The following is a 12,081-nucleotide window of genomic DNA, read 5'->3' on the forward strand; positions in this document are numbered from 1 at the left end:
GGATGTTACCGGGGCGGGTTCGTTTTGTCGGAAAGAACGTCAGCGCGCGGCTTCGTCGAGCATGCTTTCCTCGACGGGACCGTAAATTGCGTGCGACTGGTTGTGCATGACGGCCCAATAGCGGTCGCCGAATGACCAATGCCACCATTCCGACGGGTAATTGGTGAAGCCGGCGCCCGTCAGCGCGGCGATCAGCACCTGGCGGTGGCGGGCGGCAGCCCGGCTGATGAACGGGTTGTGCGTATAACACGCGCCGGACGATTCCTGGTCGGTTGCGTCGAGCACGCAGCCCATGTCGAGCTCGACGCCGTCCGTCGAGATCAGTGTCAGGTCGACGGCCGCGCCCGTCGGATGGGCGGCGACTTCCGGCGGCGCGACGTAGTGGCTCGTCAGCGCGACCAATGTGTCTTCGTCCGGCAGCGGGTTCAGCGTCCGGCGCAGGTGCGCGAGATGCCGGGTGAAGTAGTGGCGTTGCAGCGCCAGCGGACGATAGCCTTCCTTGACGTACAGGCGCAGGCCGTCGGGCAGCGCGTGCGCGGCGGCGATCAGCCGTTGCGCCACACCGTGGCGCACTTTCAGGAAATGCCGGCTCGAGTGTGCGGCGTCGTCGCGGCCGGGATCGACGGCGATGCGGTCATGAAAACCGGCGAGATCGACAAACCCTTCGTGCGACTCCAGCAGGGCGATCGACCGGACAGCGGGATCGGAGAGCGATATCACGATAGCGGACGGAATGGCGCGATGACGGTTGCGGGCCATGAGCCGGCGCCGAGGCTGGCCGGCCGAGGTCGTTTTTGTCAGACGATTCGCCAATATGCCAGAGTCCGGCGGAGGATGCGCGGCGGTTCGGCCTGCGGGCAGGCGACGCTCACCAGAGCGTCTTGACGTGCGCGTAAGCGCGGATTTTTTCGTCGCGCGTGACGAGCGGCGCGCCGAGCCGTCGAGCGGTCGCGACGATCATGCGATCGGCCGGATCCTTGTGGAACGCGCCGGGGAGGTTGGTGGATTTCGCGGCGATGTCGGCGTCGACGGGCACGAAGCGCATCCCGTCGATTTGCGCGACGGTGGCGAGCCATACTTCGACATCCATCGTCAGTGCGAGGCGGTCGTTGCGCACCAGCATCGCAATCTCCCACGCGGAGATCGCGGACGCGGCGAGCGCGCCTTCGCTCCGGGCGCGATCGATCGCGCTTCTCGCCTTCTTGCTGAGCGACGGGTCGCCCGCCACCCACCATACCAATGCATGTGTATCCAGCACGATCACCGCGACGCCTCCCAATCATCTTCCGCAATCGGATCGAGAGGATTGTCATAGCGCATGACCGAGCCGCGCAATATGTCCAACGGCTGAGCTTCGCGTGCGTGATACGGCCGGATCTCGAGCGTCGGCTTGCCGTGATCGGTGACGATCAGGCTTTCGCCCGACGCCTCGACGAGCCGGAAGTATTCGAGTGCGCGGGCCTTGAATTCGGATTTCGATACGGGAGCGTGCGGCATCATGATATGAGCATGGTCATTTGACGGTGGTCATTTTAGTCATGGAGTCTGACGCAGCGCAAGCGCCGGGGGCAGCGTTAACCGTTCGCGTTACGCATCCGCCCACTTCCTCAACAGGTTGTGATAAATCCCCGTCAACGCAATGACCATCGGGTCCTTCGCGCCTTTCTCGGCGGACAGCGCCTGAATCTGCGTATCGAGCTGGAACAGCAGCGTGCGGTCGCCGTCGTCGCGCACCATGCTCTGGATCCAGAAGAACGACGCGACGCGCTCGCCGCGCGTGACGGGCGTCACATGATGCAGGCTGGACGCCGGATACAGCACGAGATCGCCTGCCGGCAGCTTCGCGCGATGGGTGCCGTACGTATCCTCGACACACAGCTCGCCGCCGTCGTACGCATCGGGTTCCTCGAGAAACAGTGTCGCCGACAGGTCGCTGCGCACGCGGAAATCCGTGCCGCGCAGCAGCCGGATCGCGTTGTCGACGTGCGTGCCGAACGTCTCGCCGCCTTCGTAGCGATTGAACAGCGGCGGAAACACCTTGAGCGGCAGCGCTGCCGAAAAGAACAGCGGGTGGCGCGCGAGCGCGTCCTGGATCGCGTCGCCCACCGCACGTGCGGCGGGCGAGCCTTCCGGCAATTGCCGGTTGCGTTTCGCGAGCGCCGACTGCGTGCCGGACGTCGCGTTCCCGTCGACCCATTCGGCCGCGTCGAGGTGGTCGCGGCATTCCGCGACCTGCGCCTTGGTCAACACGCCGGGGATATGAAGCATCATGTTGCGGATTCCATGACGTGCGGCGCCAGTTGCATTGCCGCCGCACGAAATGCGTCGATCGGCGACGACGCGAGATACGCGCGCATCTTCGCGACGAACGCGGGGGTAGCGGTGGCCGGCACGCGCTCGAGCCAGCCGAGCGCTTCGTCGATGCGTCCGCGCTCGGCAAGCAGCCGCGCATAGTTGAACTGGCCGCGGAAGTCGCCGGCGACGGCGGCGCGGCGATAGTGGTCGAACGCAGCGTCGGGGTCGGCCGGTACGACCCAGCCGTCCTCGTAGAAGCCGCCGATCAGGTTGATCGATTTCGCATGGCCGAGCGCGGCCGCGCGGCGGAACCAGTCGAGTGCGTCGGCGCGGTTCTCGTCGACGCCGTTGCCGAGCGCGAGCGCCGTCGCGTAGTTGTACATGCCCCAGTCGAGCCCCGCCTGAGCGGCGAGCCGGTACCAGTACACGGCGACCGGCGCGCACGCGGCCGTGCCCCAGCCGAACTCGTAGCAGCGGCCGAGCATGTTCATCGCCATCGCGTGGCCGGCCCGCGCCGCGTGCCGGAACCAGTTGAACGCGGCCGCCGGGTCGCGCGCGACGCCATGCCCGTCGAGCAGGTACTGCCCGTAGACGGCCTGCGCATCGACGATGCCGTTGTCGGCCGCCGCAGCGACCCACGCGGCGGCGCACTCGGGCGGCCCGGCCAGGATGTCGGCGAACTCGCGCGGCGATACCGACGCGAGCGCCTTCAGCGACACGGCCTCCATCGATCAGTAGCGCGCGTTCAGCGTGACGAACGCCGAGCGGCCCGGTGCGATCGACGCGTAGTGTGCCGGGTACGCCTGGTCGAAGTAGGTGCGGTTGAACAGGTTGTTCACGTTCAGTTGCAGGTCGAGCTTCTTGTTGATCCGGTACTGCGCCATCGCGTCGAAGCGCCAGTACGACGGCACCGCTCGCAGGTTCGCGGGATCGCCGAACACTTCCGACATGTAGAACGCGCCGCCGCCGACCGTGAACTTCGGCGTCACGTCGTAGTTCGACCACATCGTGAGGCTGTGCTTCGGCGTGTTCGGGAAGCGGTTGCCGTTGTTCGCCGCGTCCTTGCCGTTGTCGCGCAGCGCGCTCTTCATGTACGTGTAGCCGCCGAACACCTGCCACTGTTTCGTGATCTGCCCTGCGACGCCGAGTTCGAGACCCTGCACGCGCTTGTTGCCGACCATCGCGTACTGGTTGTTCGGCAGCGTCACGCGCGCGTTCGTCGTATCGATCTGGAACAGCGCGGCGGTGAGTGACAGCTTGTCGTTCAGCACGTTCCACTTGGTGCCGAGCTCGATGCTGCGGTTCTTCTCGGGCGCCATCTGGTCGGCGTTCGGACCGACGCCGCCGCGGCCCGGCGTGAGCGACTGCGTTTCGCTGCCTTCGCCGAGCAGCATGCCGGCCGGCGTCGACGACGTCGCGTACGACGCGTAGATGCTGCCGTTCTGCGCGGGCTTGAACACGAGGCCGGCCTGCCAGTTCACGAGCGTGTCGTCGCGCGTATAGGTTTTGCCGCCGTTGGCCTTGGTGTCGGTGAAGCGGGTCGAGTAGTCGTCGACGCGCACGCCGGCGTTGACCTGCCAGCGCGGCGTGATCTCGATCGTGTCGAAGCCGTAGATCGACTTCGTCGTGGTGCGTGCATGCGCGTAGTCGTTGTTGCGCGTGATCGAACCGGCCCACGGGTCGTTCGGGTTCGGCGACCACAGGCTCGTGCAGTTGTAGCCCGATGCGGCGCCGATGCCGTTCTGGCAGACCTTGCCGGTGTCGGTCGCGACCTTGTATGAATCGCGCTTGCCCCATTCGCGCGTCAGCTCGATGCCGGTCGTGAAGCTGTGCTTGAACGGGCCGGTGCGGAACTCGCCGAACAGCTCGGTCAGGTTCGCCAGGCTGTTGATCGAGCTGTCGCGGTTGTTGTTGCGGCGCCAGACCTTGCCGTTCACCACGTTGCCCTGGCTGTCGTCCGGCTGGGTCCAGATGTAGTCCTGCGTCGATTCCGTGTAACGCGTGGTGTTGCGGATCGTCAGCGCCGACGTGATGTCGTGCTCGATCTTGATCGTGCTGATGTCCGACGTGGTCTTGCGGAAGTCGCGGTCGATCAGCCCGTAGAAGTTGTGGCGGTCGACGGGGGCCGGATAGATCGTGCCGACGTTCGCCGGTTTGTTCGACGCCGTATAGAAATACGGGATGCCGCCGTCGGGCATGTCGTCGGTCGACAGGTGGTAGTAGCTCGCGGTTACGCGCGTCGGCGTGCCGAGGCCGAACGCGATCGACGGCGCGACGCCCCAGCGCTCGTTGTTGACGGCGTCGCGGCCGGCGACGTCGTTGTTGTGGCTCATCAGGTTCAGGCGGAACGCGGCGTGATCGGCGAACTGCCAGTTGCCGTCGGCCGTGAAGCGGCGATAGCGGTCGGTGCCGAGGCCCGCGCTCGCGGCGGCGGCGGTGCCGAGGTGCGGGGCCTTCGTGATCAGGTTGATGCTGCCGCCCGCGCCGCCGCGGCCGCCGTATGCGCCGTCGGAACCCTTGGTGATCTCGATGCGCTCGGTATTGAAGATCTCGCGCGTCGTGGCGCCCGTGTCGCGCATGCCGTCGACGAACATGCTGCCCTGCGTGTCGTAGCCGCGGATGAACGGACGGTCGCCGAGCGGGTTGCCGCCTTCGCCGGCGCCGAACGTGATGCCGGGCACGGTGCGCAGCGCTTCCGTCAGCGTCGACGCGCCGCTGTTCTGGATCAGCTCCTGCGGGATCACGGTGACGGATTTCGGCGTGTCGACGAGCGGCGCGGTGAATTTCACGGAAGCGGAGAAATCGGCCTTGTAGCTGTGCTCGGCCTTGCCCTGCACCTCGATCGGCGCGAGATGGCCTTCGGTGCCGGCCGGGGCGGGCGGCGGCGTGCCGTCCGCCGCGAATGCCGGGCTGGCGGCGAGCACGCTGCACAGGGTGGTGAATTTGCCGAGCTTCAGCTCGTCGGGACGTGACTTCATGGTGCGCTTCGACCTCGCGGTGTGGCCCCGGGGCGGTGCGCTGCGGAAATGTGCACGCCGCCGGGAATTATTACGATTTGTTTTCAGGCGGCATTCTATGTAATTTCATCGCGAATGAGAAGCGTTCTTGTTCTCGTTTGTTAGGGAATTGTTGACGAATGTGACGGGGTCGTTGCGGAGGGAAGATTGGCCGAATGACCTGATGCAATTGCACCATCCGATGGTTTTATCGCCGGCACGGCCGAAGCGAACGGCCTGATCGTCGCCACGCGCGACGTCACGCCGTTCGAGGCAATGGGGATTCGCGTAATCGACCCGTGGGCGCGCTAGCGAGCCCACGGCTGCCGGCCCCGCGGGCTGCCCCGCAATTGAAAAACGCGCCGTGCGATGCGGCGCGTTCTGCTTCAGGCGAGCGCGCCCGTCAACCTGAAACGACGGCAGGCGGGCGCGAGACCCTGGATACGGTTCAATCGACGCCGTGAAACACTGCGTCCTCCGGCCCGAGATATGCCGGCGGGCGCCACGTCGCGTCGCGCATCGAATGCTGGACGAGGTTCTCGACGCCGAGCAGCACCGCGAAGATCGCCATCCGCACCGGAATGCCGTTGTCGGTCTGGCGGAAGATCGCGAGGCGCGGGTCGCGGTTCAGGTCGACCGACAGGTCGTTCGCGCCGGGCCGGCTGTCGCGCGGCAGCGGGTGCATGATCAGCGTGTCGGGCTTGCACACCGTATCGACGAGCGCCTGGTTGATCTGGAAATCCGGCGTGTAGCCTTCGAACGACTCGTCGGTGAAGCGCTCCTTCTGGATTCGCGTCGCGTAGACGACGTCCGCGCCGCGCAGCCCGGCCGCGAGGTCGGTCGTCTGCTCGATCACGTGGCCGTTCGTCGCGATCTGGTCGACGATGTAGGCCGGCATCTCGAGCGTCGGCGGCGACACGAGCGTGAACTTCAGCCCGCGGTACAGCGCGAGCAGCTTGACGAGCGAGTGCACGGTGCGGCCGTACTTGAGGTCGCCGACCAGCGCGATGTGCGCGCCGTCGACGATCTTGCCGAGCCGCGAGAACTCGCGCTGGATCGTATAGAGATCGAGCAGCGCCTGGCTCGGGTGCTCGCCGGGGCCGTCGCCGCCGTTGATCACGGGCAGGTTGGTCGCGCGCGCGAACTCGGCCACCGAGCCTTTCTCCGGGTGGCGGATCACGAGTGCATCGACGTAGCCGGCCATCACGCGGCTCGTGTCGTAGATCGATTCACCCTTGGCCATCGACGAGAACGTGAAGCCCGTCGTGTCGCACACCGAGCCGCCGAGCCGGCAGAAGGCGGCGCCGAACGACACGCGCGTACGCGTGCTGGCTTCGAAGAACAGGTTGCCGAGCACGGCGCCTTCCAGGACGCGCGAAATCTTGTGGCGGCGTGCGATCGGCTGCATCACGTCGGCCACGCGAAACAGCGCCTCGACCGATTCCCGCGTGAACTGGTCGACCGACAGCAGCTGCGGCTTGCCTTCGAAAAAGAACTGCTTGGCGAGCCCTTGATTATCTACGCTTTGCGTATAGCCGCCGCCTTCCGGTGCCGAGCGCTCGACGATTTCCGACACGAAGCGTTCGACTATCTCGGGCATCCCGCGCGATTCCTGCGAATCGTCGGGCAGCAGCCAGGTGTCCAGCGCGCGCCGGCTGACGCCGATGCGATTGGCGAACGCTTCGCGGGTCATGTTGAGGCGGCGCATCGCGTCGCGGAGGAAGGCTTGCTGGGGAACGGTCATCGGCGGCTCCTGGCGGAAAATATACGCGGTGCGTATATTAGTTCCTGGCGCGTTGAAGTCAAGGAAAATCTGCGCGAACCGGCTGTGTGGCCCATGTGACATGCGGCGGGTTCGTAGTGGCGCGTCGCGGCCGTCTCCGTATAATCAGGTCAGGCCCCGTGCCCGGCATCTTGCCGGGCACCGCGCCGCATACGATTCGCCCGTCGGGCTTGTTGATTCGAAGGAGAATGAGAATGACGCGTACGATTGCTGCAATGCTGCTGGTGGTGACCGCCGCGCTCGCCGGTTGCAACACGGTCGCCGGCGTGGGCCAGGATATTTCGAAGGGCGGCCAGGCGATCAGCGATACGGCTGAAAAGGCCAAGTAAGCCGGCCGGTTTCGGAATGCAGAAAGCGCCGGGCCGTCCCGCGATTGCGGGGCGGCCCGGCGCTTTTTTTCGGCCCGTGACGACGCCGGCGACGCCGGCGGCGTCACGCGTGTTCGACGAACGCGTAGCGGCCTTCGACCTTGCGCGGCGTGAACCAGCCGTAGTCGGGGAACATCCGGTTGCGCACGTACCAGACGTAGCCCACCAGCAACGCGGTGATCACGAGACTCGGCAGCGCGGTCGACGGATCGCGTCCGAGCTCGGCGATGGTCTTCGGCAACTGCAGCAGCGACAGCAGGATGAACGCGTGATAGGCGCCGACGCGATGGGTCGCGAAGCCCCAGATGAACAGCAGCGACAGCGGCACGGTCAACGCCAGGAACACGGCCACGAGGCCGGTGCCGGCGCCGCTTGCGAAGAAGTAATACGCGAGCACGAGGCTGATCGCCAGCTGGGCGATACCGAGCGCGACCAGGATCCGGACGTGCACCTTGTTCTTGCGGCAGCGCTCGGGGTCGGGGCGCGATGCGATCAGGTGCGCGAGCACGCGATCCTTGAGCCCCTGTCCGGACAGTTCGGCCAGTGCGTCGGCCTTCCTCGTTCCCGCGGAGAGCAGCACCGCGATTCTTGTTTTGGCTTCCTTCCTGTTCATTGCGTGTCGGATTGTTGTTCGATGGTTGTCAAAGGGGCCGGCCACGCGAATATTGCATCTTGCGGGGTGGTGCGCAATCGATTTGCGGCACACGGACACATTCCTACAGTGGCCGGGGGCGCGGGCCACGACGATGTGACGGGAGGAAGTGGCCGCCGTTGCCGCAATCCCGCGATGACCGCAGTCAGTCGGCGGCGGTTTGAGCGGGCGCGCGCGCGGGGCTGGCCGGCCGGGCATCGTGCGTGTCGGCGAGCCGCTCGCGCCGCCGCGTCGCGCCGACGAGCATGCCCGCGACGACGAGCGCGATGCCGGCGACCCGCGTGACGTTCAACGTTTCACCGAACAGCGCGACCGTGAACAGCACGGCCGAGACCGGCGCGACCGCCGTGAACAGCGCGGCCTCGGTTCCGCTGGTGCGCGCCGAACCCGCGTACCAGCACAGGTAGCCGAGCACGGTCGGCACCAGCGCGTAGTAGGCGATTGCCGACACGGCGCCGACAGTCCAGCCGTCTGCGACCGCGTGCCATTCGAATACAGCCGGCACGAGCGCGAGCACGAAGCCGAGGCCCGACATCGCGGTGGACAGCGCGAGCGGCGGCAGCGGCGCGGCAAGGCGCCGGTTGAGCAGGATGAATACGGCTTCGCATGCGACGGCGGCCAGCACCAGTGCATCGCCGGCAAGCGTCCGGAGCGACGGCAGCGCGTGGCCGGGGGCGAACGTGACGAACAGCACGCCGGCCGTGGCGAGCGCGGCGGCCGCCCAGTCGCGCGGCGTCTGCCGCTCGCGCAGCACGACGGCCGCGATCAGCGTCGACATCGCGGGCAGTGTGCCGAGCATCACGCCTGCGTCGAGCGGCGACGACAGCTTCGTGCCGCTGATCAGCAGCACCGTATAACCGACGCCGCCCGCCGCAGCCTGGATGACGAGCAGCACGCCGTCGCGGGTGGAAATGCGTGGCCAGCGCATTCGCTGCGCGCGCATCAGCGCGAGCAGCAGCGGTGTCGCGATCAGGAAGCGCAGCGCGGTGGCCGTGAACGGCGGCAGGCCGCCTGCCGCGAGACGGCTCGCGATGACGGTGCTGCCGACGCCCGCCATTGCGGCGGCGAGATAGAGATAGCCGATCAGTCGTGTCTTCATGCGCCGCATCGTCGCGTGTGGCGGCATCGCGCGTCTTGAACGAAATTGCAGCGGGCGCGGGAGTGTCGAGGGCCGTGCGTGGGGCGTTGCGCGCGTGCGTTCGCGCAGACTGCTGTCGAAGCCGAAGCCGAAGCCGAAGCCGAAGCCCAAGCCGAAGCCCAAGCCCAAGCCCAAGCCCAAGCCGCGCTTGCCGTCGTCGACGTCGGGGCCCGCCTTCGATCGCCTTGCGACCGATCGCGTTGCGCAAGGACGCAGGGCATCAACCGGCCTGCGTAAATCTCCCAGGCGTGATTCCGAACTGGCGTGCGAACGCACGCGTCAGGTGGCTCTGATCGGCAAAGCCGGCTTCGGCCGCGGCATCGGCGATCGGCAGGCCGCTGGCGAGCAGCGCGCGTGCCAGCCGCGCACGCGACTGGATCAGGTAGGCGTGCGGTGTGATGCCGAGTTCACGGGCAAACCCGCGCAGCAGCTGGAAGCGGCTCACGCCGCTCAGGCCGGCCAGCTCGGCGAGCGAAACGGGGGCGGCCGGTGCCGCGTCGAGCCGCTCCCGCGCGATGCGGATCGCCGGTGCAACGCCCGCCGTCGGCAGCGTGCGGTTCGCGTGCCGGGCGAGCAGCCCGGCGACGAGCATCACGAGTGCCTCGTCGCGGGCAAGCGGCCGGGATTCCCCCGCGACGATGCGCGCATGGAGCCGGCCGACGGCGGCCGTGAGCCGCGCGTCGCGCACCGCCGGATGCGCCAGCTCGATGCCGCCGAGGCCTTCTTCCGCCGCGACGCCCGCGACCAGCGCGGGCGCGAGGTACAGCATCCGCCAGCGCCGGCCCGTGCCGGCCTCGATCGGCGAACCGTCGTGCATCTCGCCCGGGTTGACCATGATCGCGTCGCCGGCCAGGGCGTCGACCTGCCCGCGGCCGCTCCACGACCGGTGCGCGCCGCTGACAATCACGCCGACCCCGAATTCGTCGTGCGCGTGGCGCGGAAACGCGCGGTCGGATTCGAGGCTGATTGCCTCGATGCCTTCGCCGGTCCGTCGGTAGTGGGTGACGCGGTGCATGTGCGCTCCTCGCGCCGGTCGCGGCGCGGATTTCGTGCACTTTAGCGCGTTCCGGCGGCGCGCGCCCTTCATCCTTTTGGCCGATACCGCGCATCGCGCGCAGCCCGCACCATGTGCACATGAGCAGCGTACACGGCCCGCCGGGCCTGAAGCTGCGCGGGAGACGGCAGGTGGAACAACAGGATCCGGTATTCATTCAGGTTGGCGCGCTCGCGGACGGCTTCGCGCCGGAAGCGAACATCCTCGCATCCTCCGATGCGCTCGCCGGGCATACGCTGACGCTCGGCGACGCGTCGGGGGCATGGCGGGTCTACATGTTCGAGCCGGGCGCGCTGCAGTGGCGCGACGCGGCGACCGACACGGGCGGCCGCGAGCCGTGCCGCGTGACGCGGTTGCGCAACGGGCTGTACTTCGTCGACTACATCGATTCGGCCGCCCGCGCGACGTCGGTCAGTCTCGTGATCGATCTCGACAACGGTGTATGGACGTCGGTTGTCGGCACGCTGCCGACCGAAGCCGACACGCGTATCGATGCATTCACGCGGGTTGCGCGCGGGCTGCCGCTGACGGGCGTCGAGGCCGGTTTCCGGCACGGCACGCTCGGCGGCCATACGCAGCCGGGGCCGCTGCACGGGCCCACGCGCGAGCTGATCGGCAAGCGGACGATGTACCGCTACAGCCCGACCGAATGCTACGAGCACATCTACCTGAACGAGAACTTCTACGCGTGGCAGTGCCTGCAGGGTGTCGAAGGCGGGCTGGCCGATGTCGACCGCTGCCATTACTTCAGGATTGCAGAGGAGCTGTATCTGTTCGTGTGGCGCGAAAAGGTGGTGCCGACGCTCGGCGTCGTGCTGATCGACCTCGCGCAGCGCAAGACCGACGGCAAGATCTTCGGCTACCAGGGCGGCGATTTCGGCACGCTGTCGAACTTCCCGATCGGCGCGCATGCGCAGGTGCTGAACGACACCGTGCATCCGCTCGACGGCGGGGCGCAGCGATGAATGCCGTGCCGGGCAGCGGCCGCCTGCGGGCGGATTTCAGCGGGCGCGTCGTGCTCGTCACGGGCGCCGCGCAGGGGATCGGCGCGGCGATCGCGCGCCGTTTCGCGGAATCCGACGCGTTCGTCGCGCTCGCCGACCTGAACGGCGAGGCCGCCGCCGCGCAGGCCGACGCGCTCGCGAGCGCGGGCGGCGAGGCGCGCGCCTATCGGGTGGATGCGGCCAGCCGCGACCAACTGGGCGCGCTGGTCGCGGCAGTCGAGCGTGACGGCGGCCGGCTCGATGTCGTCGTCCACAATGCCGCGTATTTTCCGCTGACGCCGTTCACGCAGATCGACGAGCCGACGCTCGACCGGACGCTGTCGGTCAACCTGTCGGCGCTGTTCTGGCTCGCGCAGGCCGCGTTGCCGGCCTTCGGGCGCGCGGGGGCGGGGCGGCTGCTCGTCACATCGTCGGTGACGGGGCCGCGCGTCGTATATCCGGGGCTCGCGCATTACGCGGCGTCGAAGGCCGGCGTGAACGGCTTCATTCGCGCGGCGGCGCTGGAGCTCGCACGCCACAACGTGACGGTGAATGGTGTCGAACCGGGAATGATCCGCACGCCGGCGGCAGGCAATCTTGGCGATGCGTCGGTTGCCGCGCAGATCGCGCGCGACATTCCGCTTGCGCGGATGGGCGAGCCGGAAGATGTCGCGAACGCGATGCTGTTTCTCGCGTCGGCCGATGCCGCGTACATCACGGGGCAGACGATCGTCGTCGATGGCGGTGCGACGTTGCCCGAGAGCGGGGCGGTGCTGGGCGGCGAGTGACGGCTGGCAGGGTAACGCGCCGCG

Annotated in this window: 13 protein-coding genes; 3 read left to right on the forward strand and 10 right to left on the reverse strand. The window is 67.7% G+C overall.

Annotated elements, in window-relative coordinates; genetic code table 11:
- Positions 1 to 39: 39 nt before the first annotated feature.
- The 7 genes from E9536_RS05505 to E9536_RS05540 form a co-directional block, all read right to left on the reverse strand.
- The gene (locus E9536_RS05505) at positions 40 to 759 is read right to left on the reverse strand and encodes a M15 family metallopeptidase (RefSeq protein ID WP_060086292.1); all 720 of its coding nucleotides are present in this window, start codon (positions 757 to 759) and stop codon (positions 40 to 42) included.
- A 109-nt stretch (positions 760 to 868) separates the two neighbouring features.
- Positions 869 to 1,264, reverse strand: coding sequence for a type II toxin-antitoxin system VapC family toxin (locus E9536_RS05510; RefSeq protein ID WP_136469448.1), 396 nt, complete (start codon positions 1,262 to 1,264; stop codon positions 869 to 871).
- Positions 1,261 to 1,500 (reverse strand): type II toxin-antitoxin system Phd/YefM family antitoxin, encoded by a 240-nt coding sequence (locus E9536_RS05515; RefSeq protein WP_011659184.1) that lies wholly within the window; start codon positions 1,498 to 1,500, stop codon positions 1,261 to 1,263. Before E9536_RS05515 ends, E9536_RS05510 begins: the two co-directional genes overlap by 4 nt.
- Positions 1,501 to 1,587: 87 nt before the next feature.
- Positions 1,588 to 2,271 (reverse strand): Fe2+-dependent dioxygenase, encoded by a 684-nt coding sequence (locus tag E9536_RS05520; protein WP_136469449.1) that lies wholly within the window; start codon positions 2,269 to 2,271, stop codon positions 1,588 to 1,590.
- Positions 2,268 to 3,023, reverse strand: a complete 756-nt coding sequence (locus E9536_RS05525; protein ID WP_136469450.1) for a tetratricopeptide repeat protein — start codon at positions 3,021 to 3,023, stop codon at positions 2,268 to 2,270. Before E9536_RS05525 ends, E9536_RS05520 begins: the two co-directional genes overlap by 4 nt.
- 3 nt (positions 3,024 to 3,026) lie before the next feature.
- The gene (locus E9536_RS05530) at positions 3,027 to 5,273 is read right to left on the reverse strand and encodes a TonB-dependent siderophore receptor (protein ID WP_136469451.1); all 2,247 of its coding nucleotides are present in this window, start codon (positions 5,271 to 5,273) and stop codon (positions 3,027 to 3,029) included.
- A 466-nt stretch (positions 5,274 to 5,739) separates the two neighbouring features.
- Positions 5,740 to 7,035, reverse strand: coding sequence for an aspartate carbamoyltransferase (locus E9536_RS05540; protein ID WP_136469452.1), 1,296 nt, complete (start codon positions 7,033 to 7,035; stop codon positions 5,740 to 5,742).
- 233 nt (positions 7,036 to 7,268) lie between these two features.
- Between E9536_RS05540 and E9536_RS05545 the strand changes: the two genes are divergently transcribed.
- A complete protein-coding gene (locus E9536_RS05545; protein ID WP_021158165.1) occupies positions 7,269 to 7,403 on the forward strand; it encodes an entericidin A/B family lipoprotein in 135 nt (44 codons plus the stop codon).
- Between the two features lie 103 nt (positions 7,404 to 7,506).
- Here the strand turns inward: E9536_RS05545 and E9536_RS05550 are convergent, their stop codons facing one another.
- The 3 genes from E9536_RS05550 to E9536_RS05560 all read right to left on the reverse strand — a co-directional run bounded on the left by E9536_RS05550 (position 7,507) and on the right by E9536_RS05560 (position 10,247).
- Entirely contained in the window at positions 7,507 to 8,055 is a 549-nt protein-coding gene (locus E9536_RS05550) for a hypothetical protein (protein ID WP_021158166.1), read from the reverse strand.
- 184 nt (positions 8,056 to 8,239) lie between these two features.
- Positions 8,240 to 9,193, reverse strand: a complete 954-nt coding sequence (locus E9536_RS05555; protein ID WP_136469453.1) for a DMT family transporter — start codon at positions 9,191 to 9,193, stop codon at positions 8,240 to 8,242.
- 259 nt (positions 9,194 to 9,452) lie between these two features.
- Positions 9,453 to 10,247, reverse strand: coding sequence for an AraC family transcriptional regulator (locus E9536_RS05560; protein WP_060173279.1), 795 nt, complete (start codon positions 10,245 to 10,247; stop codon positions 9,453 to 9,455).
- 170 nt (positions 10,248 to 10,417) lie between these two features.
- Between E9536_RS05560 and E9536_RS05565 the strand changes: the two genes are divergently transcribed.
- Entirely contained in the window at positions 10,418 to 11,251 is an 834-nt protein-coding gene (locus E9536_RS05565) for a molybdenum cofactor biosynthesis F family protein (RefSeq protein WP_136469691.1), read from the forward strand.
- Positions 11,248 to 12,057, forward strand: coding sequence for an SDR family oxidoreductase (locus E9536_RS05570; protein WP_060086298.1), 810 nt, complete (start codon positions 11,248 to 11,250; stop codon positions 12,055 to 12,057). The genes E9536_RS05565 and E9536_RS05570 overlap by 4 nt, the downstream gene beginning before the upstream one ends.
- The last annotated feature ends 24 nt before the right edge of the window (positions 12,058 to 12,081 follow it).

It is taken from the genome of Burkholderia sp. LS-044, from assembly GCF_004803625.1.
Classification (GTDB): domain Bacteria; phylum Pseudomonadota; class Gammaproteobacteria; order Burkholderiales; family Burkholderiaceae; genus Burkholderia; species Burkholderia cepacia.